General features: G+C 66.2%; 21 protein-coding genes. 8 read left to right on the top strand and 13 right to left on the bottom strand.

Annotated elements, in window-relative coordinates; genetic code table 11:
- Window positions 1-6: 6 nt before the first annotated feature.
- The 6 genes from CJZ86_RS09910 to argS are packed head-to-tail and all read right to left on the bottom strand — an operon-like array spanning window position 7 to window position 7,985.
- A complete protein-coding gene (locus CJZ86_RS09910; RefSeq protein WP_094585789.1) occupies window positions 7-1,272 on the bottom strand; it encodes a hypothetical protein in 1,266 nt (421 codons plus the stop codon).
- 35 nt (window positions 1,273-1,307) lie between these two features.
- A complete protein-coding gene (locus CJZ86_RS09905; RefSeq protein ID WP_094585788.1) occupies window positions 1,308-2,390 on the bottom strand; it encodes a saccharopine dehydrogenase family protein in 1,083 nt (360 codons plus the stop codon).
- The gene (locus tag CJZ86_RS09900) at window positions 2,390-3,412 is read right to left on the bottom strand and encodes a polyprenyl synthetase family protein (protein ID WP_094585787.1); all 1,023 of its coding nucleotides are present in this window, start codon (window positions 3,410-3,412) and stop codon (window positions 2,390-2,392) included. Before CJZ86_RS09900 ends, CJZ86_RS09905 begins: the two co-directional genes overlap by 1 nt.
- Window positions 3,413-3,445: 33 nt before the next feature.
- Window positions 3,446-3,904, bottom strand: coding sequence for a hypothetical protein (locus CJZ86_RS09895; protein WP_143594121.1), 459 nt, complete (start codon window positions 3,902-3,904; stop codon window positions 3,446-3,448).
- Window positions 3,905-3,945: 41 nt separating this feature from the next.
- On the bottom strand, window positions 3,946-6,135 hold the full coding sequence (locus CJZ86_RS09890; RefSeq protein WP_094585785.1) for an NAD(P)-binding protein: 2,190 nt from the start codon (window positions 6,133-6,135) through the stop codon (window positions 3,946-3,948).
- Window positions 6,136-6,188: 53 nt separating this feature from the next.
- Window positions 6,189-7,985: an arginine--tRNA ligase gene (argS, locus tag CJZ86_RS09885; RefSeq protein WP_094585784.1), complete on the bottom strand. Its 1,797-nt coding sequence runs from the start codon at window positions 7,983-7,985 to the stop codon at window positions 6,189-6,191.
- A 546-nt stretch (window positions 7,986-8,531) separates the two neighbouring features.
- Here argS and CJZ86_RS16745 point away from each other — a divergent pair.
- The 8 genes from CJZ86_RS16745 to CJZ86_RS09850 all read left to right on the top strand — a co-directional run bounded on the left by CJZ86_RS16745 (window position 8,532) and on the right by CJZ86_RS09850 (window position 19,222).
- The gene (locus CJZ86_RS16745; RefSeq protein ID WP_143594120.1) at window positions 8,532-9,371 is read left to right on the top strand and encodes a hypothetical protein; all 840 of its coding nucleotides are present in this window, start codon (window positions 8,532-8,534) and stop codon (window positions 9,369-9,371) included.
- 238 nt (window positions 9,372-9,609) lie between these two features.
- On the top strand, window positions 9,610-10,488 hold the full coding sequence (locus CJZ86_RS09880; RefSeq protein ID WP_143594119.1) for an HpsJ family protein: 879 nt from the start codon (window positions 9,610-9,612) through the stop codon (window positions 10,486-10,488).
- 280 nt (window positions 10,489-10,768) lie between these two features.
- Window positions 10,769-11,590: a hypothetical protein gene (locus tag CJZ86_RS16740; protein WP_143594118.1), complete on the top strand. Its 822-nt coding sequence runs from the start codon at window positions 10,769-10,771 to the stop codon at window positions 11,588-11,590.
- A gap of 244 nt (window positions 11,591-11,834) precedes the next feature.
- Window positions 11,835-12,710 carry a hypothetical protein gene (locus CJZ86_RS09870; protein WP_094585781.1) on the top strand — a complete coding sequence of 292 codons (876 nt, stop codon included), beginning with the start codon at window positions 11,835-11,837 and terminating at the stop codon, window positions 12,708-12,710.
- Between the two features lie 238 nt (window positions 12,711-12,948).
- Window positions 12,949-13,734 (top strand): hypothetical protein, encoded by a 786-nt coding sequence (locus CJZ86_RS09865; RefSeq protein WP_094585780.1) that lies wholly within the window; start codon window positions 12,949-12,951, stop codon window positions 13,732-13,734.
- A gap of 76 nt (window positions 13,735-13,810) precedes the next feature.
- Window positions 13,811-14,734 (top strand): hypothetical protein, encoded by a 924-nt coding sequence (locus CJZ86_RS09860; RefSeq protein WP_094585779.1) that lies wholly within the window; start codon window positions 13,811-13,813, stop codon window positions 14,732-14,734.
- Window positions 14,735-15,042: 308 nt separating this feature from the next.
- Window positions 15,043-15,897 (top strand): hypothetical protein, encoded by an 855-nt coding sequence (locus CJZ86_RS09855; RefSeq protein WP_094585778.1) that lies wholly within the window; start codon window positions 15,043-15,045, stop codon window positions 15,895-15,897.
- Between the two features lie 718 nt (window positions 15,898-16,615).
- Window positions 16,616-19,222 carry a zinc-dependent metalloprotease family protein gene (locus tag CJZ86_RS09850; RefSeq protein ID WP_094585777.1) on the top strand — a complete coding sequence of 869 codons (2,607 nt, stop codon included), beginning with the start codon at window positions 16,616-16,618 and terminating at the stop codon, window positions 19,220-19,222.
- A 91-nt stretch (window positions 19,223-19,313) separates the two neighbouring features.
- Here the strand turns inward: CJZ86_RS09850 and grrM are convergent, their stop codons facing one another.
- From grrM to CJZ86_RS09815, 7 genes are all read right to left on the bottom strand, one after another.
- Window positions 19,314-20,489, bottom strand: a complete 1,176-nt coding sequence (gene grrM, locus CJZ86_RS09845; RefSeq protein WP_094585776.1) for a cyclophane-forming radical SAM/SPASM peptide maturase GrrM/OscB — start codon at window positions 20,487-20,489, stop codon at window positions 19,314-19,316.
- Window positions 20,486-20,893 carry a GrrA/OscA1 family cyclophane-containing rSAM-modified RiPP gene (gene grrA, locus CJZ86_RS09840; protein ID WP_094585775.1) on the bottom strand — a complete coding sequence of 136 codons (408 nt, stop codon included), beginning with the start codon at window positions 20,891-20,893 and terminating at the stop codon, window positions 20,486-20,488. The genes grrM and grrA (CJZ86_RS09840) overlap by 4 nt, the downstream gene beginning before the upstream one ends.
- 55 nt (window positions 20,894-20,948) lie before the next feature.
- Window positions 20,949-21,908, bottom strand: coding sequence for an extracellular substrate binding-like orphan protein GrrP (grrP, locus tag CJZ86_RS09835; protein ID WP_094585774.1), 960 nt, complete (start codon window positions 21,906-21,908; stop codon window positions 20,949-20,951).
- 104 nt (window positions 21,909-22,012) lie between these two features.
- Complete coding sequence (grrA, locus tag CJZ86_RS09830) at window positions 22,013-22,414, bottom strand: GrrA/OscA1 family cyclophane-containing rSAM-modified RiPP (RefSeq protein WP_094585773.1); 402 nt, start codon at window positions 22,412-22,414, stop codon at window positions 22,013-22,015.
- Between the two features lie 13 nt (window positions 22,415-22,427).
- Window positions 22,428-23,354: an extracellular substrate binding-like orphan protein GrrP gene (gene grrP, locus CJZ86_RS09825; RefSeq protein WP_233133953.1), complete on the bottom strand. Its 927-nt coding sequence runs from the start codon at window positions 23,352-23,354 to the stop codon at window positions 22,428-22,430.
- 215 nt (window positions 23,355-23,569) lie between these two features.
- The gene (gene nadC / locus CJZ86_RS09820; protein ID WP_233133952.1) at window positions 23,570-24,418 is read right to left on the bottom strand and encodes a carboxylating nicotinate-nucleotide diphosphorylase; all 849 of its coding nucleotides are present in this window, start codon (window positions 24,416-24,418) and stop codon (window positions 23,570-23,572) included.
- 38 nt (window positions 24,419-24,456) lie between these two features.
- On the bottom strand, window positions 24,457-25,194 hold the full coding sequence (locus tag CJZ86_RS09815; RefSeq protein WP_094585771.1) for a DUF4079 domain-containing protein: 738 nt from the start codon (window positions 25,192-25,194) through the stop codon (window positions 24,457-24,459).
- Window positions 25,195-25,208: the final 14 nt, after the last annotated feature.

Genomic DNA, 25,208 nt, shown 5'->3' with positions numbered 1-25,208 from the left:
TGCCACTCAGCGCTTCAGGCCAAGGGCCTGTCGCGCCAGAGAAACGGACAAGCCGGCCCACTGGATCGAGGCATCCGCCATGTCGGCCGTCAGGGACAGGCAGGCCATGGGGATGGTGGTGAGATCACGGAGCAGGGTGCTGCCAGCCGTAGGCGCAGCACCATTCGCCTCCGCCAGAACGGAGGAGCTCACCATACGCAGATCGGTACTGAGGGAATAGCTGGAGCCCAGACCTTCCAGTTCGATGAAATCACCATCGCGCTTGTATTCCCCCAGACCGAGCTGGTTAGCCAGGGGCAGGCCCGCATAGTTGAAGATCTGGATTCGGAAGTGGCCGAGTTCCCAGAATCGGAGTTGGCGAACGTTCTCCGACTGCCAGACCGTCTCCAGCAGGGCCTGATGGTCTGAATAGGCGGGATCAACACTGCTCCTCGTCTGCTTGAGGCTGTTGATGGCCAGCTTCGGAGTCAGAAAGGTGAATCCATGGATCAACTCTTCGATTCGGCTCAGGAAAGCTCCCGCGCTGGCCGCGTCAGGGGCGGGCCATGGCAGTCCGAAGCCAGCCCGTGCCTCGGCTGCGGCGCGGTCGAGGACCGGTGAGTCCTGCAGGTCAGACGCCATCTCGCCGAGCAGGCCCTCAGGCTGGAACTTGGGGTCCGCCTGGATGCGGATGATGGGCAGCATGTGCTCATGGCTGTCACGGCCGTAGCGCAGGTAGGTGGGGACACTGATCCCCATCGAGTCCGTATCGTCACCGAACAGCTCTCCGGAGAGGGAGTCGCGGGACGGGGGGTGAGGTGAACCAGACGGGCGGGAGTCCAGACAATCGAATCGGCCCACAAGCTTGGACAGCCCGATCACTTCTCGACCCGTGATCGCCGAACGGATGTTGTCTACACAGATGAAGGGGTAGACCCAGCAGATCTTGTCTGGGAATCCGTTGTTGAAGCGCAGAACGGGGAAGGAGAAAAAGACTTCGTGCTGGCGGGTGGAGCGCTCAGGGTGGAAGCTGCCAGACCGCATGTCTGGATAGAAAAGGACCCCAAGGACAACAAAAGGCTGTCCAAAGCCGGCACCCACCAGCGGCAGGGAGGACAGCGGCCAGTAGGTGAATGAGTTGGATGCCGGGTTCAGATAGCGTGCGCAGAAGCTCTCCAGGGCGCCGGCCTCGGCCTTGAGCTTGAAGTAGTGCGACTGAATGCCCGTGAACAGGTAAGGGGGTGCCTCCTGCTGGCCATCCAGTGGATTATCGAGATAGGGAAGATCGTTCACGAATGCAGGTGCGGCTGGTCCCGATACGCGTCGGCTCACCCTAGTGGGAGAACACAACCCACGTCCTCCAGCAGCGAACCTCCGTAGAGGTGCGCGGGCGACTGAAAACCCGGAGCCACATGGCCCTTGAGGACACGCCCGACGATCGCCGTTGCCGTCGCACCGGTGACGGTATAGCCATCCGGCGTCTGGATGCGGAGGGAGCGGCAGCGTCGCCAGCGATCCTCCGCTTCCACCACAAGGGTGAAGCCGGAGCGCTGCCGTTGCGTTGCGGAAGGGGCCTCGGGCCAACCTTGACTGAGAAGATCCAGCAGCCGCTGGCCGAGGGCCGACTGGTGCAGCGGGGCCATGCTGGAGCCGGCCCGGTAGGCGAACTGAACGGGCCAATCGGCCTGGGCATACACCTCCAGGGTGGCGATGCCATCGGTGACCTGGCTGATGAAGACATCCGGCCAGGTGACGGCGACCGCCTTCCGCAAGCCGGCGCCGAAGTCGAAGCAGCGCGACAGCGACCCCGCAGGCAAGCCGGTGGGAGTCCCGTTCCTGCGCACCATCACGGTGGAGCTGGTGAGTCCCATCAGGCTGCGGAACGTGCCCCGTGACATCACATCAGGGGCGGAAAGGGCCAGACGCAGAGCCACCGCCTCAGGAAACCGGGCCCGGGCCATCGCCAGGAGACAATCCGACGCCACGATCGAAAAGCCGATCCCCGGCATCAGCATCACGCCGTTGTCGGCGGCGCGCTCACCCTGATCCATCGCCAGCTGAAACACGGGCCATTCCCCGGTCAGATCGAGATAGTGGGTGCCGGTGCGAATACAGGCGGCGATCATCGGCAGCGCCGTGCGCGTAAACGGACCAGCCGCATGCAGCACCACCTGAATCGTGTCGAGGGAAGCCTCGATCTGCGCAGGATCATCGAGGCAAAACGCACGGAAATCCAGGTTCCATCGGCTAGCCAACTCCGCCAGCCTGGCTTCATTCCGGCCCGCCAGCACCACATCGATCCCCTGCTCCAGAAAGCACCGGGTCAGCAGCCGGCCGCTGAACCCGGTGGCGCCGTAGAGCAGCACGCGACCGCCAGGATGGACGACACCGCTGCCAGGAAAAGCCGGCATCAGGTTGCCCGGTTGAACACCCAAGGAACCAGGTCCTCGATGAAGTCCTTATCCTCAGACTCCGGCAGGTGGCCATAGGCCCTGGTGAATTCGTGGCGCGCGGCACCCGCCAGGGACTCCGCCACCATGCGTGCATAGTCAAGGGAACCCTTGCTGACCATGAGATCCGCAAGCCAGGCCACGGCTTCAGCGGTGCGCTCCTCGCGCCGCAGATTCATGAAGTGGTCGAGCTGCTGGCGTTCACTCGCATTGCATTGGTCACGGGCATGAATCAACAGCAGGGTGTGCTTCGCTTCGAACAGATCCCCCCGCGGCTCTTTGCCGTAGGAAGCTTCAGAGGAGAAGTTCAGCAGATCATCCTGGATCTGGAAGGTGGCACCGAGAAAGAAACCGAAGCGGACAACGGCATCTGGATCCACCAGGCCATGGGTTCCGAGCAGCATCCCCACCTGGGCCGGCCAGATGGTGGCCATCCACGCCGTCTTCTTCAGCACCATGGTGAGATAGTCAGCCGTGGTGATGTCATGGCGATGGTCCTGCCTCCAGCCGATATCCAGCGCCTGCCCTTCCGCCGTTTCCCTGGCCATCCGTCGCGTCACGTCAAGAATCCTGCGGGCAAATGTGCCGCCGCGACTGCCGACATGGTCGAGCAGGGGGCCGAAGGCCATCAGCAACATGGCATCGCCGGCGTTGATCGCCAGCGGCACACCATGCAGGGCATGCAAGGTGGGAAGGCCTCGACGCTCCACGCTTTCATCCTGGATGTCGTCATGAATGAGCAGGGCATTGTGGAGAATCTCCACCGCGCCGGCGAAGGGAATGGCATCTTCCAGCCGTCCCCCAAAGGCCCGCGCATTGGCCATGCAGATGCACGGCCGCATCATCTTGCCGCCACGGCTCGGATAATCGGCCAGGAGGTCATGGAGATAGGGAGCCCGGGGCTGGCTCGTGAGATAGCGATCCACATACTCGCGAATCAGCTTTCCATAGGCCTCAAGCAGTGGCTGGATCGTTCTGGTCATGGACCCCACGCACCACAAGCACCACGGCCTGCATTAACGGGACTCGCCGGCATCGTCGACTCCAGGGCCCGCAGCAGAATCCCGCCGCTCCTGCGGGCGTTCACGATCCCCGCGACGCTGATCAACCTCCTGCAAGAGGATATCCATGGCATCAAAATAGGTATTGGCCATGTCGCGTCCCAACTGGATCATGCGACTGGTCAGGGCGCCCAGGTCGCGGGAGGCATCGGTTGCGCCACGGGTCGTCTGCTGGCTGTAGCGCTCGGCGGCGTCATGACCCTGGCGAAAGTTCTCCCCAATGACCTGATAGGCCGTTCGGATGGTGTCTTCCACCGTTTCGGTGATACGCCGGGCACCCACCTGCGGCCCACTGTCTGACCAGCCACTGCGCAAAGGGCTCTCACGCTCAAGCGGGGGACGTTGCCAACGTCCATCCGGAATGTCCTCCTGCTCCATTTCCGGCTGGTGATCTGGCAAAGGGGTATCTGACATCGATGGTGTAGCGCTCTGATGGGGAGTTTATGCTGAACTGTTCAAGGATGGTCATATCCGTGGATCTCGGCCAGCGGGGGTGAAGCCGCAATGGCATGGGCGGCCAGCCGCCCGGAGATCACGGCGGCTTCGGTACATCCCTCGTTGAACCCACAGTCCGTCCAGTCTCCAGCGATCGTCAGGTTGTCGTAGGTGGGATCCAGCGGAGAAATCCGATGCTTCAGACTGCCTGGCAGCGCCAGAACATAGCGGTCGGACGGGTTGACGTTCGCCCGCCAGTACTGGCTCAGAAATCTCTGCTCTCCGAGGATCTCTGCGCCCAGGGGCTCTGCGGCACCCTCCGGCGGAACTGGATCGGCCAGCAGCTCCCAGCGGAAGTTTCCACCCACGTCATAGGCCAGGGGCCACAGGGCCGAGCCGGCGTTGCGCAGAAAGGCCAGGGCATTCTCCCTGACCTCCTCCGTTCGACGGAGCGGATAGTGGCTGTCGGAATCAGGCGGCGGCACAGGCGGATCCCTGAGTACGCCGCAGAAGTAGATGGCGGTGGCGGGAGAGCGCGCCCACGCCTCCTCAGGAATGACATGGGCCATGTCACACCAGGTGTCGAAGGGCTTATCGAAGGCCGAGACGATGTAGGGAGGACCCTGCCAGCCCAGCTGGGACAGATCCTCCTGCAGCCAGATCTGAAAGGCCTGCGTCGCCGTGGTCTTCACCTTCTCCACCATGGTGGCCCAGCGCTGGTCCCTGGCCAGGATCTGGGGGCAGACATGGGGGACGGCACCGATGCTCACACCCAGAACCACGGCATCAAAGTCACGCTTCACTTCGAGGCGGCGCCTGGAGGTGAACGAGCGATCCCAGTGCGACTCGAAATCCCGCTGTTCGATACGGAGGCGGTCACCGTCGACCAGCTGCCCGAAATCGGGCTGCGATGGCCAGCAGGGACGATCGCCCACGTTGATCAAGGGGTCGTAGTCGCGGTTGCCGTGAATCTCGGCCTGAACCTCAAACTCGAGGGCTTCCACATGGCTGCGATCGCCGCTCTGGATGGGTGGCCCCGCAGGGATCTGAACATCGGTGAGCTTGTGGAAGAACTGGAAACGCACCCCCCGGCGACGCAGCAAGGCATACAGGGGCGCAAACACCACATCGCCCATGCCCGCCCGCAGGCGCCAGAACAGGGAGCCGCGATAGCCGAAGAACATGCGCAGGGAGCCCCGGATCGCCTGTCCGGCCGCCAGGGCCGGCTTGCTGGAATCACCGTCCTCGTAGGCCAGGGCCAGGTCATAAAGACCGACCACGAAAGGGGAACACACGGCCCGCTCCGAAGCCCCATTAAGGCGCAGCCATTCCCTGCATTCGTAGTGGTCGATCGCATCCAGTCCCCTGGGGTCACGGAGCAGATTGAACCGAAAACTGCCCACGATGATCGCCAGCACGAGGTCGACGATCTCCCAGATGTAGCGCTTGGGATGATCCGAGAGCCATCGCTCTTCCAGCCAGGATCGGATGGAGGTGTTCAGCTCCTCAACGAAGCGGATCAGGGGGGCTTCCACCGGGAGCGGCAGGATCCGCAGGGCGCTGCTCAGCAGACCGAGCCCCTCCACGATCAGGGCCGCTCCGGTGAACGTGCCCCCCGCCAGCCAGCCGGCCATGGCTTCCAGAAGGTCCCCGGGCTGGCCCCCATCGCGGGGCTCCGTCGACGTGCTCACCTCCACATCCAGGATCAGGGTGCGCAGCATGGCAATGGCCTGCTGCAGATAGCCCGCCATGGAATAGACGGCGCCGGGCTCCAGCGGGTCCCCCGGGAGGCCCGGCCTGGGTGGAAACTGCGCCGTCCACTTCTGCCAGTCAGCCGATCCTGCCCGTGAGAACAGGCCCACATCCATTTCCGGCAGAAAGGCCTCCTGCCAGGGGCCGAACGGTGACCCCTCCGGCGGCGCCTCCAGAGCGGAATAGCACTCCCGCATCATCCGGAAGGAATTCTCATAGAAGCCCAGCCACACATGCAGTCCGTGCTCCTCCACCCGAGCGGACGGACCTCGGCCCGACGCCCCCTTGCCCCCCAGCCTCCACCCCTGCTGGTAAACAGTGACGGCGTAGCGGCCGTTGTGCTCAGGCCTGGAGAGTTCGTAGGCCGCGGTCATGGCGCCACAGCCACCGCCGATGATCGCGACTCTGACCGGCTCTCCCCTGACGGGCTCTGCTCTGACCGGCTCTCCCACGACCATCCGGATCCATCAGCCGCCGTGCCGGCAAACGCTACCGGACCTTTCCCGTGGCCTCACATCCGCTCCAGGGTGGGAATGCCCAGCAGGCCCAGGCCCTGTTTGAGGGTGTCGGCGCTGAGGCGGCAGAGCGCCAGCCGTGATCCGCGGGCCGGTTCCTCGGCCCTGAGCACCGGCACCTGGTCGTAGAAGCGGTTGAACAGCTGGCAGAGCTCGAACAGGTAGCTGCACAGCCGGTTGGGCAGCAGCTCCTCCTCCACCTCCTGGATGACGGCATCGAACTGCAGCAGCTGGCGCACCAGCGCCCACTCCTGGGGCTCGCTGAAGCCCAGCACCGACGGCACCTCGCCGTCGCCGCCGCCCTTGCGGGCGATCCCGGCGATCCGCACCACCGCATAGAGCAGATAGGGGGCGGTGTTGCCGCTGAGGGCCAGCATGCGATCGAAGCTGAACTGGTAGTTGGTGATCCGGTTGGTGCTCAGGTCGGCGTACTTCACCGCCGCCAGGCCCACCGTTGTGGCGACCTCGCTGATGAAGGCCTCCTCCTCCTGGCGCTCCTCCTCCGCCAGGCGGCGGCGCAGGTCGGCTTCGCAGCGCTCCACCGCCTCATCCAGCAACTCCTTCAGCCGCACCGTGTCGCCGGCACGGGTCTTGAGCTTCTTGCCGTCCTCCCCCTGCACCAGCCCGAAGGGCACGTGCTCCAGCCGCCCGCCCTCGGGGATCCAGCCGGCGCGGCGGGCCACCTGGAACACCCCGGCGAAATGGCTGGCCTGGCCGGCGTCGGTGACGTAGATCACCCGGCGGGCGCCGTCGCCGTCGGGAGCTGCGCCGAAGCGGTAGCGGATGGCCGCCAGGTCGGTTGTGGCGTAGTTGAAGCCGCCGTCGCTCTTGCGCACGATCACCGGCGGCGCCTGGCTCGCCGTGCCGTCGTCGGCCTCGAGGAACACGCACTGGGCGCCGCCATCACTGACCAGCAGGCCGGCGGCGGCCAGGTCGGCCACCACCGCCTCCAGGTAGGGGTTGTAGAAGGATTCGCCGCGCTCGTCGAGGCGGATGTCGAGGCGGTCGTAGAGGCGCTGGAACTCCCGGCGCGACTGGTCGCATAGCAGCTGCCAGGCCCGGCGGGACACCGGATCGCCGCTCTGCAGCTTCACCACCTCCTCGCGGGAGGTGGTCTGGAAGGCTTCGTCGCTGTCGAAGCGGGCCTTGGCCTGGCGGTAGAAGGCCACCAGGTCGCCCAGGTCGACGGCGTCGGCGGTGTCGAGCGCCTCGGGCGCCACCTGCTTGAGGTGGGTGATGAGCATGCCGAACTGGGTGCCCCAGTCGCCGACGTGGTTGAGCCGCAGCACCGGATGGCCGCGGAACTCCAGCACCCGGGCCAGGGCGTCGCCGATGATCGTGGAGCGCAAATGCCCCACGTGCATCTCCTTGGCGATGTTGGGGCTGGAAAAATCCACCACCACCGGCGCGCCGCCGGGGGCCACGGGCTCCACCCCCAGGCGGGGATCGGCCAGCCGGCGCCCCACCTCGGCGGCCAGCACCTCGGGCCTCAGGGTGAGGTTGATGAAGCCCGGCCCGGCGATCTCCGGCGGCAGGCAGAGGGCCCCGAAGTCCGGGTCGGCCGCCAGCCGCTCCACGATCGCCGTCGCGATCGCCCGGGGCGCCAGACGCAGGGGACGGGCCAGGGCCAGGGCACCATTGGCCTGGAAATCACCGAACTCCGGCTTGCTGGCGGGCCCGAGCTGGGGATCCAGCGGCGCGTCGGCGACACGGGCGGCGGCAGACGCCTCGGGGAACGCGCTCTCCAGGGCCCCCAGCAGATGGCTGTTCAGGGCGTGGGCGATGCGCAGCATGGAGCGAAGCCGGTCAAACGGCAGGCGGGGGCACGATCATCCTCCCCGGCGGGGCTGCGGGTCAGGAGCTCTTGACGCTCCGTTGATGCCGCGGAGGCTGGATCGCAGGTCCTCCAGCTGCCTTTCGGGTCTCAACCGGACCACGTGCCACGGAGGGATCCACCTTCACCGGCCCCTGCATCTCAGGCGACCGGGGAAGGCTGAGGAACCCAGGGGATCGGCGCCAGAAAGCACCTTGATCAGCGACCGCAGGCGGGCGTGGCCTGCGGGAGGAGCCTGCAACAATCGTAAGCACAAGCTGCTGCAGATCTGCCGCAGATCGACCCATTTAAGTGTGCCCCTTCCTTGAACCAGATGCCGTAGGGAGAACAACACCAAATCCCACAAGGACCCAGTTGCAGCAGGAGTTCTGGGAGATCGATTCAGCGAGGACGGAACCCAGAGCACGCCTGGATTCCGTCCCACGCACTTGAACGACTCACGTCGTCCTGAGAATCATCTGAAGAAAAAGTCATGTATGGTTAACTCGTGCCAAGTCCTGCTGTCATGAATCCATTCACCTCGCCCACTCAAAACCGTATGATCGCCAGATCCGTCGGCACGGTGACGGCAGCAGGAATCCTGAGCCTCATGGCGGCGATGCCCGCCCTCGCGGCCGACCCATACTTCACACTTAAATTCGAATCCACCGCCTCCAGCAGCACTAATGGAGGCATCAATGGAATCCTGGGCGAAGCCACCTACACCTTTTCGGAGATCAATCTCGGAGAGATGACCCTCAGCCTAAAGAATCTCTCTGGATCTCCAGTAACGGGTTCTCGGCTTGTGAGCACTGGCTTCGATCTGCCGACGAACCCACCGGCCTCTGCCAACGTCAATTTCGTCAGCTTTTCACAAATAGATCCTAACTGGAATATTGTTTACCCTGGCACTGCAGTCCCCCCCTTCCCTGCCTTTGACGTCTGCACGTCGGTTTACTCGACGACCCCACCCAATCCTGCTGACTGCGACGCCAGCGGGAGTCCCACACTTGGATTGCAAAACGGCTCCAGCACGACGGTCGGAACGTTCACTCTGAGCAGCTCTCCCACGCTGGACACCGCCACCAAGTACCGCGATGCCTTCGTGGCGATGTTCCAAGCACCTCCGAGTGGTGGAACAGCAGGCACGTTTGATGATGGCGGCTACTTCATGCGATTCAAGGACATTCTGCCCGCATCCACCGGCGGTAGTGACAAGATTTGGGCAACCAGCATTACGACAGGTGGCGGTCAAGCCCCCGGAGATAGCGTGCCAGGCCCACTTCCCCTCTTCGGTGCCGCGGCTGCCTTTGGCTACAGCCGCAAACTCCGCCGTCGCATGAAGGCCAACTCCATGGTCGGCTGATCTCTTCAACCTAGTTGGTTCATGAGCCTGTTCCGTTCTGAGCAGGCTCACCAAGTCTCTTTCCAGGCTCAACAAGGCCAGAGGAGTTCAATACTCAAGCGGTTGATGGCAAGCCATGGTGGCCAAGTTTGGGATGGGCTCATGGCCCCAAAGCAATGCTTAAGACCTTCATCAAGCCCGATCTGCTGAAGCTCCCTAGCTGGCCATCTTCAAGGCCTGACCTTTCGCCAGAGCCCCAATGACAACGCCCCCACCAAGCAGACAACTGGATGTCGCGATCCTTGCCGATCGTCTGGCCATGGTGTCCATGGTGCTTTTCGCGGTCTATCTGGTCTCAGTTCTGGCTTTCAGCCTGCCTCCCAGGTTGCTGGATCCCATCTGGCAACTCAGCAGCACCAAGGTCGCCGTTGAAGCGGCCCCCATTCCTCTGCTCGGACTGGGGCTGCTGCATCTGGCCACCTACCTCTGCCCCGGCGACCTTCAGCTTGAGCGACGGCGGGAAATGCTGGCTCGGCTGGCCGTTCCTGTCTCCCTCGCGTTTCTGCTGATCGTTCCCCTGCAAGGCCACGCGATCTGGCGCTCCTATCGCCTGTCCAATGCAGTCGCGAACCAGCAGCAGGCCAGTACCAGTGAACGCGCCGAAGGCGTGAGGGTGGCTATCGAGAAGGCCACCAGCACAGAAGATCTTCAGAAGCGGCTTCTCGCTCTGCAACGTCCAGATCTGCGCATCCGGCTGGATTCCTCACGGATTCCCGCCATCCCTCTGCAGGCCCTGAAGCAGCAGATGCTCAGCCAGCTCAATCAAGCGGAGGGGCAGGCCAAAGCAAGGTTCGCACCCATTGATCCCGCCACGGCCGACCGCATCACACGAGAAAGCCTGCGGGTCATGCTCTCGTCGATCGCTTTTGCGGTCGGCTTCGCCGCCTGCGCCCAGCGCAAGGGTCAGCTGGTGCCCTTCCTGGTGGAGTGGCCGTCCCTGCTGGCCCACCTGAACCCCCTGGAGCTGTGGCGGCGGGCCCGCACTGGCCAGGGGAACGGCGGCATGGCGCTGCGCCGCTCGGCCGCTGCGCGGGAAGCGGAGTTCTTTGAGTCCCTGGCCCCTCCAGAGGAGGGCTGACCTCCTTCGCCTTGGCCAACCTGGCAGGTTCCACCTGGTGGCACGACGAAGACAGGGAAAATCAGCGAATCCTCACCTGAAAGCGACGCCCTCCGGCCACCCTTCCCCGAGAAGCCCTCTGCTGCAATGGCCCTGAGGCATCCGCGGCCGTGGGTCCGGCACTGCCACTGAAGGAAGATGCACGCTTGAGCGCCGATCTGGTGAAGCCATTGGCACCAACCACTCACCTTCTGCTAAGGTTCTGGTGAACGCAGTCTGAAAGCTGATCCGGCCCTCCCCCATGAAGCGATCGACTCTGGCTTCGCTCATCTCCTTGGCAGGGGCCTCCTTCGTCCTCCTTGGCGGCGGGCCCGCCCTGGCCGCTACCAGCAGCTTCATCGTCGACCTGAACAAGGCATTCGATGATAGTTATTCAGGCGTGAAAGGCACAATGAATTTCGTGTTTGGTGATGCGGGAGATTCAAACGCCAATACCTACACACTTGATCTGACGCTCAAAAATACATCCAGCGCTCCAATCGATTCTTCTTCCTTGACAGGTTTTGGGTTCGACACCCCCACGGGTGTGACCTCATTCTCCTACAACAGGAACGGCACTAAGTTCTATCAGGCAACCAAGTCTCCGTTCACTATCGGACCAGCCACATCCCCTTTCACTTTCTGCGCCTTCACGGACAACAATACCGACAACGGCACTGATTGTGGAAGCGGTTCTGCCAAAGATGGCTTGGCCAACGGTGAATCCGCCACTGTCAAGTACACCTTCAACTTCGCGGGCGCCAGTCCAGGTGTCAGTGACGTCTCCACGGCCTTCTTCAATCTGTTCAACAGCGTAGTCATCTCCCCTCCAAACGGGGATCTAGCCGACAAAACCAGCGTCGTGCTGGCTGCACGATTCCAGGCGATCAATTCCAAGACCCTCGGGATCAATGACGGCAGTGACATGATCACCGGCAAACCACGGGACAAGCCCGACGATGGCCCCGGCGATGCCGTTCCCGGTCCCCTGCCCGTCCTCGGGGCGGCTGCGGCCTTCGTCCAAAGCCGCCGGCTGCGTCGCCGCCTAGCCTCAGCCCGATCTGCCCAGTCGAAGCTCGGCTGATCATCGGCTTTCGAGCGACTCCCATCCGCTCTCTCAGCGCCCCCGAGCCACCAACCCTGGCCCGGGGGTTTTGCTTGTTGGCCCATTCCCGCCTGATCCGCCCGCTGCCGATGCTTCCCTCCGGCAAACCGGGACCTGGCTGCTTGCCATGGCTCAAGCCAGACTGTCCACTCCCGGGCTGCTCTCATCCGACCTGACAGGGTGAGCAGCGGCCAACCCAGTCCATCGCTAGCGGCGCCAGACCATGGATGAGTCTTCCGAGTTCAAGGGCTACGAAGCCTCCATCCTTGCCGACAGGCTGAGCCTCTTTTCCCTGGCCCTTCTTGTTCTTTTCGTAGCGGCGGCCGGGGCCAGCCTGCTGCCTCCGGCCTTCCTCAACACCGACTGGCAACTCAGGGCCATCCGCACGATCCTGGATTCCTCCTTCCTTCCCCTCCTCGGGCTCGGGTTGCTGCATCTTGCCGGCTACCTGGATCCCCAGAACCTGGCGCTTCAGAACCGGCGCAAGCTGGCCGCACGCCTGGCCATCCTCGCCGTACTCGGGTTTCTGCTGATCGTTCCCCTGCAGCTGACCGCCGCATGGAGAACGGTGGCCGCGGCCAATGCCAATGCCTCACGTCAGCTGGCGCGGGCCAACGAAACCTTCAACATCCTCCGCGACATCATCGTGCAGGCCCCCAGCCTCAACGACCTGCAGGAGCGCCTGGACAACCAGGAGAGTCGCGGTGTGCAGCTCAATCTGGAGGAGAAAGGTGTCTCGCTCGAGCAGACAAAAAAGGAACTCCTCGAGCAGCTGATCGTCGTTCGCGATGCCGTCATCGCCCGTGTCAGCAAGCCGGATCGGCAGTCGACGGAAGCATTGGCACGCGAAACCATCAGGGTGGTGATCTCGGCCCTGGCCCTGGCCCTGGCCTTCGCCGCCGGGGCGCAGCGCAAGGGGAGCACCGTGCCGCTGCTGGTGGAATGGCACACGTTCTGGGTGGTGCGGGGTGCCCGCAAGGGCAACCCTCAGGATCGGCTGCGGAACGGGTTTCCGCTGGGGACGCACCCCATGGCCGATACGGATGACTATCTCGAGCAACTCCTGCCGGCAGAGGACGAGCCGCCCGCCCCACGCTGAGGAGAGACGGCCCATCCTTCGGAATGAAGTCCCTGGTCCTGTGCCGGTTCTGGGTGCCGCCACGGCCTTCGCCTTCAGCCGCCTGAGCGGCTCTGAAGGTCTGGGAGGTGGGCCCTAGCCTGGCTCGGACCGCCGCTCCACTTGATCGGAGAAACCATGCCACGGGCAGGGATGCCACATGTTGTCTGATTCCCCTTCCAGGGGCAGTGAGGGTCCGGTCCTGGCGAATCGGCTCTCGGTGTTCGCACTGGCCCTCTTCGTCATCTATGGCGTCAGGGTCGTCGCCACAGCCATTCCCCTGCGGCCATTCGACACCCTCTGGCAACTGAGCGTCAGCTCCACCCTGATCAGCGCCGCCGCCATCCCCCTGGTGGGCCTGGGGTTGCTGCACCTGGCGGCTTACCTGGATCCCGCCAATGCCGCCCTGGAGAAACGCCGGAACGTTCTGGCCCGCTGGGCGATCCTGGCGGTGCTGGGGTTCCTGCTGCTGATTCCTCTGCAGACCTATGCCTCCTGGAGCACCGTCGCCACGGCCAGGACCAGGCTCACGACCCAGCTGAGCATCGCGAACAGGAACTTCGCCGTGGTCCGCGAGGCGATCAATGCCGCCACCAGCCTGGAGGATCTCCAGGTGCGGCTGCAGGCGCTGCAGTCCCCGGAGCTGGGCATCCGCTTCGAGAACCTGGGCCTGCCGTTGCCGGAGACCCAGCGCCAGATGTTGATCCGCCTCAACGAAATCGAAGAGCAGGTGAAGGCCAGGATCAAGGCGCCGCCACCGGAGGCCATCGAAAACGTGGCGACCAACACCCTGCGGGTGACGGCCACCAGCGTCGTCTATGCGCTGGCCTTCGCGATCGCGGCCCAGCGCCGCGGCCAGGAGGTGCCGCTGCTGGTCGAGGTGCTGACGATCTGGAGCCTGCGGCGACAGGGCCGACCACCCCGTCCTGGCTCCCCCGGCGCCATCGAGGAAGACTATTTCGCCCAGCTCGCCCCGCCGGAGGACGATCCGCCCGCCTCCCCCTGAAGGCCCGAGGGCGGGCAAAACTGTGAGCAGGGTGAGAGAAGCTCTGCTATGGTGAGCATGGATTAAGGAAGCGTTCATGCGCGCCACAGCCAAGACCTCCCTCCGGCTGCTCGGTGGCCTCACCGGACTGGGACTTGCCGCGCTGGTCGGGCCGATCGGGCTCGCCAGCCCCGCCATGGCCAGGACCGCCTTCGATGTGGTGTTCGACAGCGGCATCGCCGGCACCAGCTTCTACAACACCGGCGTCAAGGGCCGGATGAGCTTCGACTTCCGCAAGGACCCGGGCAACGGCAACACCTACACCCTCGACCTCGGCATCACCAACACCTCCCCGGCGTCGGGCCCCTCCTCCGGCACCCTGGTGGGATTCGCCTTCAACGAGCCCCTGCGCAGCAACGGCAGCGAGGCGATCTCCCTGCTGAGCTACAACCCGCTGGATTCCGGCTTCGGCAGGGTGTTCGGTGGCGTCAACAACACCACCTCGCAACAGCGCAGCCGCGGTGTACGCGTGAACGAAGACGAATGGCTGACGATCACAGGCTCGGCCACCGCCCCCTATGCCCCCTTCTCCAACTTTGATTTCTGCGCCCGCATGAGCAGCAGCAACGGCTGCCATGGCGGATCCGGCAGCACGGGCATCGGCGGAGGCAGCACCGTCAAGGTTCAGTTCAAGCTGCAATCCAACGACTCGAACATTGCCACTGCTGATCAGGTGGCGGAGCGTTTCTATAACCTCTTCAACGCCTTCGAACCGGGAGATCGCTGGAGCAAGGCCCAGATTGCTCTGCGCTTCCAGAACGTCAGAAAAGCCAACGGACGAACTGAAAGCGGCGGCGAAAAGGTTACGGGGGCAGCATTCTGGCGGATTCCTGATGAAGGGCCCACCGATGCAGTTCCGGGTCCCCTTCCCGTTCTTGGGGCTGCGGCAGCCTTCGGCTGGAGCCGCAAGATGCGGCGCCGGATCAGGCTCTCCTCAGCCCGAAGCAGCACTGAATCCTGATGGTCATCGCTTGCTGCTGGAGAAGTGATTCCTCCATCACCCTGAGCCGTGTTCAGGCTGACATCAACACCAGTCAGTGATATCGAAGTCGTGATCCATACCTCGTCCTGGTCATAACCAGTCACACATTGAGTGGCCGGTCGGTTGGCAGACTGGCAACTTCCAGCCTCGGTGATTGAAGCCGCTGCGAGAAAGTTCAGCGGCCTGAATGCTTCCGATCCCGTGGCGCTCGCGTCCCATCCCATCGACATCCACGCAGGGAAACCAGCAGGCCACCCAGAGTCCCGAACCGGGACCCGGCTCTCCTGATGGCCGGCACCAAGGAATTCAGGGCCTTCGATTCGGCGATCCTTGCCGATCGGCTCGCCTTCATGGCGATCGCCCTGTTCGTCACCTACCTCATCACCCTGCTGTCCAGCATCCTTCCCGTTCGCCTGCTGGACACCGACTGGCAACTGCGCTTCATCTCGGCCTGCCTTGACTCGGCCACCATCCCCCTGGTGGCCCTCGGGCTGCTTCATCTGGCGGCCTACCTCGACCCCGAGAATCCAACCCTGCAGAAACGGCGCGACGCTCTCGCCCGTCTGGCCGTCATGGCGGTCATCGGCTTCCTGCTGATCGTCCCCCTGCAGGCCTTTGCCGGCTGGAACAGCGTGGTGGCGGCCAGGGCCAACGTGGCTCGCCAGCTCTCCGTCGCCAACGGCACCTTCGATCTCCTCCAGGAGACCATCACGACGGCCACCAGCCTCGACAACCTCCAGGCCCGCCTTCAGGCCATCCAGACCCCAAGCCTCGGCATCCGCTTCGAGACCATGGGGCTGCCGCTGCCGGAAACCAAGCGCAGGATGCTGGCTCGCCTCCAGGAGGTGAGGCAGGAGGTGGCGGCCAGGATCCAGGCCCCGACACCCAAGGCCATCGAGGCCGTGGTCAGGGACAGCCTACGGGTGATGCTCTCCTCCTTCGCCCTGGCCATCGCCTTCGCCATGGGCGCCCAGCGCAAGGGGCAGGAGGTACCCCTGCTGGTGGAGTGGCACACGGCGATCAGCCTGCGGGGTGGGCCCCTCCCGGGCCTGTCCTCCGGCGCCAGTGAGGAGGAGTACTTCTCCCGACTGGTCCCCGAGGAGGACGACAGCTCGGAGACCGGCGTCCCCCCACCCCCCTGAGGCTTGCCACCCGGTGCTCCGGATGGCACCATCCCGCCAATAGGAGCCCCACAGCAGAGAGCAGCGCCGAGGCTGCGGATCCGTTACAGATCTGCACCAAATGCTTAAAGGCGCTTAGGGCGTTAAAGCTCTGACGCTCAGGCTTCGGGAAGGGTTCCTCCAAGGTTCGCCAGACCGGCCAGCAGGCAGCCGAAAGCATTGGCACGACCGGGATCCTGCCTCCTTCACCCCCTTCGGGAAGCCCCCCGCACCGTTCGGCAACGCCGTCGGGCCAGCCTTCGCTCGACCTCCCGGGCAAGGCCGCTGCGGCCGCCCTACAGCGATTTTTGAATCCGAACCCACAGGGTTGGTGGTGCAATTCCAAGGAAATGCTCAGCGTCGGTCACGCAACTCTCCCCGTGAATTGGCCTGTGCATAAAGACAGCAAAGCTGCTGCAGAACGATGATGAGTGCGGGGGAAAAGGGTCCCTTCCATCAGCCCCCCCCGGAAACAAAGTCGATCCCTCCAGTCCTCTGGGCGCAACGACTTTGAAGATCTCCTGAAGCATCCGCCTGTCCATGGTTGGAGGCTGCAGGTGCTGATGGTTCTCGTTGGTCATTTACCCCTCTCTTCGCCATGACTACCACCGAATTCACAGGGGCCCAACAATCGCTTTCCCCCCTGTTCCCTGAACTTTCGAGCCAAGCCAGACGCTCCTCCGATACAACCCTCACCCTGTTGGCGGACGCGGCCCCGGCCTCAGCCGAAGCGCCCGCCATCCTGATCAACACCGCTCTGGCCACGACCAAGGCCTCACCGCCCGCCAACGGCTCAGGCAACAGCCTGGACAGCCTCGAAGCCAGCTTTTCGGCTCCGGCCGCCCAGGCCCCCGCACCGGAGCCCGTCTTCCAGAACGGTGTCACCATCGCCGCCACCCCGACGGTGGCCACCAGCAGCCACCAGGCGCTGAACGATCCCTGGCCCGGAGAAGCCTCCGGCCCGAGTGCCGCCTCCATGGCACCCACCTGCGGCTGCCGGGCCTGCAGCGTGCTGGCCGTCACCACCGGTGACGGTGCCGCTGCCTGGGACACCACCACCGACCAGGCTCCCCTGGTCCTGAGCGGCCTGGTCACCCTCGGCACGGGCGTGGACCTGAGCAATGTGTTCCGTCTGCACAGCAATCCGACAGCCACGAAGACGATCTTTCTCGACTTCGACGGCTATCAGATCAACAACTCCCCCTGGGAGAACGGCGGCAACCTGAGCCTGAAGGGCTTCTACAGCACCCTCGATTCCACCGCGCTCACGGAAATCCAGCGCATCTGGCAACGGGTGGCCGAAGACTTCGCCCCCTTCAACGTCAACGTCACCACCCAGGACCCGGGCACCGAAGCCCTGCGCAAGTTCGGCACTGGCGATGACCGCTGGGGCATCCGGGTGGCCTTCACCAGCAACCTCAACCTGCTCACCGGCAAGGCGATCACGAATGCCGGTGGTGGCGGTACCGCCTACTACAACAGCTTCAACTGGAGCACCGACGACGTGGCCCTGGTGTTCAACCGGGGTGAATACACCGCCGCCGAGACGGCCAGCCACGAAGTCGGCCACACCCTCGGCCTCACCCACGACGGCGCCGGCACCACCACGGAGTACTACGGCGGCCACGGCGGCGCCGGTGCCACCAGCTGGGGCACCATCATGGGGGCGTCCTGGCTGGGCAACGACGAGAACGTCACCCAGTGGAGCAACGCCCAGTACCTCGGCGCCAACAACACCCAGGACGACCTCGCCACGATCACCAACGGCAACGGCTTCACCTACAACGTCGATGACCACGGCAGCACCCTCAGCACCGCCACGGCGCTCACCGGGCTGACCTTCAGCAGCTTCGGCGTCATCGAGCGCAACACCGACATCGACATGTTCCGGTTTGACACCGGCGCCGGTCTGGTGTCCTTCAACATCGTCAACGCCTCCAGGGCCTTCGTCGGCAGCGCCGGCAGCTTCACCACCCAGTACCTCGCCTCCCGCGGCCCCAACCTGGACATCGCCGCGACCCTCTACCGGGCTAACGGCAGCGTCGTCCAGACCTTCAACCCGGCCGATCTGACCACGGCCAGCTTCTCCCTCAACCTCGACGCCGGCACCTATTTCCTCGGCATCGACGGCGTCGGCGTCGGCAACCCCCTGGCCCCCATCCCCAACGGCTACACCGATTACGCCAGCCTCGGCCAGTACATGGTGAGCGGCACCGTCCAGCCCACCGGCAGCACCCCGCCGCCCCCCACCACGACAACGCCGCCCCCCACCACGACCACCCTTCAGGTTCTGGATCCCAACGGCGCCGTCCAACTGCTGCGAGACGCCACCACCGACCTGGTCTCCGTCCGGATCAACGGCGTCACGTCAGCGGTCCGCAGGAGTGGCTCCCAGATCAGGGCCGGTCAGTTCAGCGGTTGGCAGATCCTCGCCGCCGAAACCGTCGGCACCAACCAGAACCAGATTCTCTGGAAGGAAGTGTCCACGGGCCGCTTCCACTTCTGGTCGCTCGACGGCAACTGGAACTACGCCTCCGCCGGACCCATCGTCTCTCCCACAAGTTCCACCGGCCTGCAGCTTCAGCAACAGTTCATGGTCAATGCCACCGGCACGCCCCTGACCAGCCAACCCCCAACCACCACCACAACAACCACCACAACAACCAGCAGCGCGCTTCAGGTGATCGATCCCAACGGCGCGGTCCGGCTACTGCGGGACACCAGCACCGACCTGGTCTCCGTTCAGATGAACGGCATCACGTCCGCCGTCCGCAGGAGCGGCTCCCAGATCAGGGCCGGTCAGTTCAGCGGTTGGCAGATCCTCGCCGCCGAAACCGTCGGCACCAACCAGAACCAGATTCTCTGGAAGGAAGTGTCCACGGGCCGCTTCCACTTCTGGTCGCTCGACAGCAACTGGAACTACGTCTCCGCCGGACCCATCGTCTCTCCCACTAGTTCCACCGGCCTGCAGCTCCAGCAACAGTTCACGGTCACTGCCACCGGCGCGCCCCTGGTCAGCACGCCCCAGTTGGCCACCATTGAGACGGTCGACCCGATCATCGGCGGCGGCACCAGCCTCGCCCCGGCCGGCAGCGACGACATCGCCAGTGCCCCGATGGCCTTCGGCGACGCCCTGACCACCGATCCGCTGCTCGGCAGCGAGCCGATCATGGCCCTGACGGAGCTCGCCTCCCTCGGCGGCAGCCAACCCCTTGCCACCGATCCCCTGACCTCGCCGTTCCCGGCCGCCGGCTTCGGCGCCACAGCGACCACCCCCTGGCTGGTCGACACCCAGCCCCTGCTTTGACCCCTCGCCCACGCGCCGGCGTTTCACGGCTGATCGATCCAAGAGCCGCTGCCTCACCGCAGCGGCTCTTCTGCATGGGCCCTCAGCGGGATCAGGACGCCAGCCCCAGGGCCTCCTCGAGGCCGGCGAGCACCACATCGGCGGTGATCTTGATCCGGTAGCGGCAGGCCTGGGTTTCGCTGCAGGCGAAGGTGCCGTGCTCCCAGTACTTGTTGCTGCCGGCGCCGCCGCCACAGAGGCCGAAATAGGCGCACTCGTCCCGGCAGCGGTCGGTTCCGGCGCGCATGTCCGCCAGGATGCGCCGGAACTTGGGGCTTTCGGCGATCGAGACGAGGCTGTCGGTCTGGACGTGGCCGAGGACGAAGTCGCCGTAGGTGTCGGTGTGCACCGCCAGCAGCTCGGGATCGAAGGTGGAGATCGAACCCCTCGCATCCACGTTGACGATCGCGAACGGGTTGTTCATGTCGGTGCAGGCCAGCCGGGCATCGGCCTGGGCCAGGCTGCAGATGCCCTCGAACTCCCGCACCCGCATCACCTCAGGCCGCTCCTGCCACAGCGCCCAGAACCGCTCCAGAAAACGGCGATAGGCGGCCTCGGCCCGGGGGCGGCTGAGGGTGGAGACGCGGTTCTCCCCTTCGGTCTCCTCCATGTTGAAGGCCACATCGGTGATGCCGTTCTCCACGAAGAAGGCGTAGAGCTCATCGGCGTGGCCTAGCGACTCCTCGGTGATCACGGCGATCACCTGGAAGGGGATGCCGCGGCGGCGCAGGTGCTCGATACCGCGCAGCGTGGCGGCATGGGTGCCCAGGCCGGTGCGGGTGCGGCGGTGGACGTCGTGGAGAAAGGCCGGCCCGTCCATGCTCACGCCCACGGCGATGCCGTTGCGCTCGAAGCAGTCGCACCAGGCCTCGTTGATCAGGGTGGCGTTGGTCTGCACCGACTGGTGGATCGTCAGGGGCTCCCCCTGCCAGCCCTCCAGCGCCCGCCGCACACACGCCGTGGCGGCGTCATAGAAGGCGATCGGCACGGTGAGCGGTTCGCCGGCGTGCCAGAGCAGGGTGAAGTCACCGCCCACGTAGGGGCTCTCCAGCACCCGCGCCAGGGCCGCCTCCAGCAGCTCCAGCGACAACCGCTGCCGGTCGTCACGGTTGGGCAGATAGCAGTAGTCGCAGTCGAGGTTGCAGTAGGGCGTGGGCTGGACCACCAGCAGCTGCAACGGCCCGAACCCTTCCGGGTTGCCCGGTGGCGGGGTACCGGTGGCGGTCACCAGAAGTTGCGGAAGCCGCCGTTGCGGAAGCCGCCGTTGCCCCAGCCACCATTGCGGAAGCCGCCGTTGCCCCAGCCACCATTGCGGAAGCCGCCGTTGCCCCAGCCACCATTGCGGAAGCCGCCGTTGCCCCAGCCGAAGCGGGGCCCGCCGCCGTTCACGAAGATGTAGGCGAGGCGGCCGTCAGGGGCCTTGGCCCGGCCCTCTGCCCCCGCCTGCTGGCCGGCGGTCTGTCCCATGGCCTCCGAGATGCGCCGCAGCCGGGCGTCGATGGAACCGGGCGCCGCCGCCAGGGGGGGGGAGGACGGTGCGTCGATGACAGCCCTGGCCGCGGCGCCGGCCGGCGCCAGGGCGGCCAGCAACAGCAGGAAACCGAACAGACCGGAACGGGGGTGGTTCGTCATCGGGTTGCTGCCAGGAAGGAAGGGGAGGCGGAAGAGTGGGGCGGAACGGGGGGGCTCAGGGGCGGGGCGCCGGGGCGGGGGCCGCCAGCAGGAGGCCTTCGCGGGTGATCAGCACCGATTCGAAGAAGGCCCGCACCCGGTCGGCGGGGAGCGCCAGCACACCGGTGGGGCCGAACCAGGGGGCGACGCTGGCCACGGCATCGGGACGACCCTCCAGGTAGCCCTGGAAGAGGCTGGCGATGGCCAGGTTGACCACATTCAGCAGCCGGGAGTTGTTCTCCGGCACGATGCAGCCGACGCCGTAGCTCACGTAGGGCTGCTCAGGCACCAGGGCCACGCCGGAGAGCTTGCGCTCGTGCCGCAGGCCGGCCAGCACGTTGGCATCGCCCAGCACCCCCGCCACCTTCTTCTGCTCGAGGGCCGTGACGGCCTGGGGCAGGGTGGGGAAGCTGACCGCCTTGGCACCGGGCTGGAGGGAACCGAGGAAGCCGGCCCCGAGCGACCCCTCCACCACCGCGATCGGCTGGCCGGCGAGGGAGGCGGGGGACCCGTCGGGGCCGCCGCTGCGGGTGAGCAGCCTCAGGCCGGAGAGACCGATGGGCAGGGAGAAGTCCACCAGTTTCTCCCGCTCCCAGCTGAAGGGCACCCCACAGGCGAGGCCTGCCTTGCCACTGGCGACGGCCTCCACCGTGACGCCGGTGTTGTCGACGGGGGCGAAGCGGATCCGCACCGACTCACCGAGTTCCGCCTTGAGCTGGCGATCGATGCGGCGGGCCAGGTCGATGGCGTAGCCCTCCGGCTCCCCCTTCGACCCCATCCGGATCAGGGGCGGGCTGTCGGCGGGACCCACCATCAGCACCTCACCGGATTTGGCCGCCTGCTCCAGCACGGCGTCGGCGGCGTGGGCCGGGAGGGCGGCCCCCAGGGAACAGAGACAGGCCACCGATCCCAGGGCCAGGGCCCTGGCGCGGCGGGATCGGAGGGAACCGGGGGCCACCGCAGCGGGAGAATCCATTCGCCGATTCGTCAACGTGCTGCACCTTAGGGGCGGTTCGCTGGCTTGCCCACGGAAGCTTCCGGGCTTGAAACGCAGGCTCCGGTGCCGTCCCTGAAGGGGGCCTACCAGTTGCGGAAGGCCCCACCGCGCACGCCGCCCCCATTCACGAAGCCGCCCCCGCCCCTGGCATTGACGAAACCGCCGCCCCCGTTGCGGAAGCCGGCGCCGCCGCCGTAATAGGGGTGACCATTGACGAAGCCGCCGCCGCCGGCCACATTGCCCCATCCGCCCCGGCCGGCGTTGGCGAAGCCGTAGGCCAGCCGCTGATCGCCGGCGGCGGCGCCGTCAGCACCGCTCAGGTCACCCTGGGCGCGGAACGCCGCGGTGATGCGCTGCAGCCGTTGCTCAATGGAGGCTCCGCTGGCCGGGGAGGGCAGCAGGGCCGCCTGAGCGGCGCCGGGTGCGGTCAGGGCCGCCAGGGCCAGGGAGAAACCGAGCAGGGCCGCGCGGGAGGTGATGGACATGGGAGGAATCCGCTTAGCGAGCAGGGGAGGTGGGGGCGACCGCCGATGGGGTCGTGGCCGACAGGGGCCGGACCCGTTCGTAGTTGAGCAGAACGGACTGGAAATAGGCCTTGATCACCTCGGGGGGCAGCTCCAGGACTCCCTTCGGACCCAGCCAGCGGTTGACGCTGGCCACGGCCGCCGGCTCATCGTCGAGGTAGCCCTGCACCAGCCGGGCGATGGCCAGATTGACCAGGTTGCGGAAGGTGGAGTTGTCCTCCGGAAGAATGCAACCCACCGCAAAGCGGGAGAAGGGCTCCGCGGGCACCAGGCTGTAACCCTTGCCCCCGAGGCTCTGGAGGGCACCGGCGAGCAGCAGGGAATCACCCCCCACGCCATCCACCTGGCCGGCCAGCAGCGCCCGCACCGCCGGCTCGATTCCGGCGAACGGGACCCGCACCGCCGTCGGCTGCACGGCCGCGATGGTGGCGCTGCCCAGGGAGTCCTTCACCACGCCGATCCGCTTGGCCGCCATCGAAGCCGCTGAGCCATCGAGCCCACCCTGCCGGGTGAGAACGCGGATCCCGGAGAGGGCGAAGGGCATGGAGAAGTCGACGAACATCTCCCGCTCCCAGGTGAACTGAACCCCACAGGCCAGGTCCACATCACCGCGGCTCACGTCACGGAACACCGCCAGCGGATCCGCGTTGGCGGTGTAGACGATCTTCACCGGCCGGTTGAGATAGGTGGAGACCTCCGCCTCGATCAACCGGGCCACATCCAGGCTGTAGCCCACCAGCGTTTTGCTGGCATCGCGGTAGGCGAAGGGCACCATGTCGGTGGGGCCGGCCATGGTGATCTCGCCGGTGCGCGCCGCCTGCTCGAGCACCGATTCGGCCCTGGCAGCCGTGGGGCTGCCCAGCGCCGCCACCAGCGCCAGCACCAGGGAGGGCCCTGCCACGGCGCAGCGCCGCGCCCAGGCGGCGGCGCTCGGGACGGCCTTGCGTCGGGGTGTGGGCTGCGGAAGCTTTGGAAGCGGGAAGGGTCGCTGCGGCACGCGGGTCGGCGCTGGGGGGCATTGAGGCTCACTCTGACAACCGATCGGCGGCGAAGCCACGGCGGCCAGGGGAGTGAGGCGGTTCTTCACCATGGCGCCGGCCGGGCTCAGGCCACGGCTCAGGCCAGGGTCGCCGCGAAGCGCATGCTCAGATCCAGCCAGGGGCTGCGGGTGACCGGGGCACTGGTGGAGATCAGATCGATGCCGGTGGCGGCGTAGGCGGCCAGCTGCTCGGGCCGCACCCCGGAGGCCTCCAGCACCACCGCCGGCGCCAGGGCCCGCAGCCGGGGCACCAGGGCCGCCAGCGCCGCGGGGCTGAAGTCGTCGAGCAGCACCGCATCGGCCCCCGCCCGCACGGCGGCTTCGGCTTCGGCGGCGGTCTCGGCCTCCACGATCAGCCGCGCCGGCCAGGGGGCCGAGGCCCGCACCGCCGCGATCGCCGCCGCCACACCGCCGGACCAGGCCAGGTGGTTCTCCTTGAGCATGGCGGCATCGTCGAGGCCGAGGCGGTGATTGCTGCCGCCGCCGCAGCGCACCGCGTACTTCTCCAGCACCCGCAGGCCCGGGGTGGTCTTGCGGGTGTCGGCCAGCCGGACACCGGTGCCCGCCAGCACCTGCACCAGGGCGGCGGTGGCGCTGGCGATGCCCGAGAGGCGCATGGCCAGGTTGAGGGCCGTGCGCTCCGCCGCCACCAGGGCGGCCGCCGGCCCCTCCAGCTCCAGCAGCCGCTGGCCGGCCAGCACCGGCTCGCCGTCGCCCACCAGCAACCGCACCGAGGCCCGGGGATCGAGGATCGCCAGCAGCGGCGCCACCAGCACTCCGCCGCAGAACACACCGTCGGCCCGGGTGACCCAGTGGGCCCGGCCGGTGCGGCCGACCAGGGCTGGAGCCGTCAGATCGCCGCGGCCGATGTCCTCATCCAGCCACTGGCGCAGCTGCGCCTCCAGGGCCGGGGAGAAAGACAGCACCGGGGCCTGGGCCCCACCGGGTGAGATCACAGGCCGCCTCAGCTGCCGGCGGCGCCGACGGGGGGGGCGGGCACCGGGGGTGGGGCGAAGGGCGGGCAGACCCGCTTCACCGGATCACAGGCATAGATGGTGGGTTTCTGCCAGGCCAGGGGGATCTCCAGCAGATCGCGGCTGCCGGTGATCCCCTGCGCCACGAACAGCACCGCCGCCAGGATGGAGGCGCTCAGGTGGATCCGGCGCCAGCGCAGCTCCTTGAGGATCTCCGGGCGGGCGGCCATCGAGAAGATCATCAGGCCCACCACGGCCACCCCGGCCCAGTAGTGGGACTGCCAGAACGCGGGGCTCAGCGGGTTGTCGCTGAGGCGCCACACCTCCGGCTGGGCGCCGAGGCCGAGCACCCCGGCCCAGGTGAGCAGGGCGAAGACGAGCCGGTAGCCCTTGGCCTTCACCCGCCAGAGGGCGAGCAGGGACACCACCGTGCCCACCAGCACCAGCAACAGCTGCAGGGCACGGCCGGGGCCGCCCGTGAAGCCCTCCGCCGGCTGCTTGGTGACGATCACCACGGTCAGGGCCACGAGCACCAGCAGGACCACGCCCGCCGAGAGCCACTGGCCCAGGTCGGCGTGGTCGCGGCCGGTGGTGGGGGGCAGCTTGGCCTTCTCAACCCGGCGCTCCCGGGCCTGGACGCCCAGCCGCACCACCATGCCGATCAGGGGATAGATGAGCACCACCGCCAGGGCGGGGTGCAGGATCCAGAGCCAGTCGACCGTTTGCATTCGCCGCTGGGAAT

The organism is Synechococcus sp. BO 8801 (assembly GCF_002252675.1).
Taxonomy (GTDB): domain Bacteria; phylum Cyanobacteriota; class Cyanobacteriia; order PCC-6307; family Cyanobiaceae; genus Cyanobium.
This window is presented reverse-complemented; position numbering and strand designations above follow the sequence as displayed.

Excerpts from the sequence above, each read along its gene's own strand:
- CJZ86_RS09905 (WP_094585788.1), bottom strand. The coding sequence starts at position 2,390 with ATGCCGGCTTTTCCTGGCAGCGGTGTCGTCCATCCTGGCGGTCGCGTG.
- CJZ86_RS09900 (WP_094585787.1), bottom strand. The coding sequence starts at position 3,412 with ATGACCAGAACGATCCAGCCACTGCTTGAGGCCTATGGAAAGCTGATT.
- CJZ86_RS09895 (WP_143594121.1), bottom strand. The coding sequence starts at position 3,904 with ATGTCAGATACCCCTTTGCCAGATCACCAGCCGGAAATGGAGCAGGAG.
- CJZ86_RS09890 (WP_094585785.1), bottom strand. The coding sequence starts at position 6,135 with ATGGTCGTGGGAGAGCCGGTCAGAGCAGAGCCCGTCAGGGGAGAGCCG.
- argS (WP_094585784.1), bottom strand. The coding sequence starts at position 7,985 with ATGCTGCGCATCGCCCACGCCCTGAACAGCCATCTGCTGGGGGCCCTG.
- CJZ86_RS16745 (WP_143594120.1), top strand. The coding sequence starts at position 8,532 with ATGAATCCATTCACCTCGCCCACTCAAAACCGTATGATCGCCAGATCC.
- CJZ86_RS09880 (WP_143594119.1), top strand. The coding sequence starts at position 9,610 with ATGACAACGCCCCCACCAAGCAGACAACTGGATGTCGCGATCCTTGCC.
- CJZ86_RS16740 (WP_143594118.1), top strand. The coding sequence starts at position 10,769 with ATGAAGCGATCGACTCTGGCTTCGCTCATCTCCTTGGCAGGGGCCTCC.
- CJZ86_RS09870 (WP_094585781.1), top strand. The coding sequence starts at position 11,835 with ATGGATGAGTCTTCCGAGTTCAAGGGCTACGAAGCCTCCATCCTTGCC.
- CJZ86_RS09860 (WP_094585779.1), top strand. The coding sequence starts at position 13,811 with ATGCGCGCCACAGCCAAGACCTCCCTCCGGCTGCTCGGTGGCCTCACC.
- CJZ86_RS09855 (WP_094585778.1), top strand. The coding sequence starts at position 15,043 with ATGGCCGGCACCAAGGAATTCAGGGCCTTCGATTCGGCGATCCTTGCC.
- grrA (WP_094585775.1), bottom strand. The coding sequence starts at position 20,893 with ATGACGAACCACCCCCGTTCCGGTCTGTTCGGTTTCCTGCTGTTGCTG.
- grrP (WP_094585774.1), bottom strand. The coding sequence starts at position 21,908 with ATGGATTCTCCCGCTGCGGTGGCCCCCGGTTCCCTCCGATCCCGCCGC.
- grrA (WP_094585773.1), bottom strand. The coding sequence starts at position 22,414 with ATGTCCATCACCTCCCGCGCGGCCCTGCTCGGTTTCTCCCTGGCCCTG.
- CJZ86_RS09815 (WP_094585771.1), bottom strand. The coding sequence starts at position 25,194 with ATGCAAACGGTCGACTGGCTCTGGATCCTGCACCCCGCCCTGGCGGTG.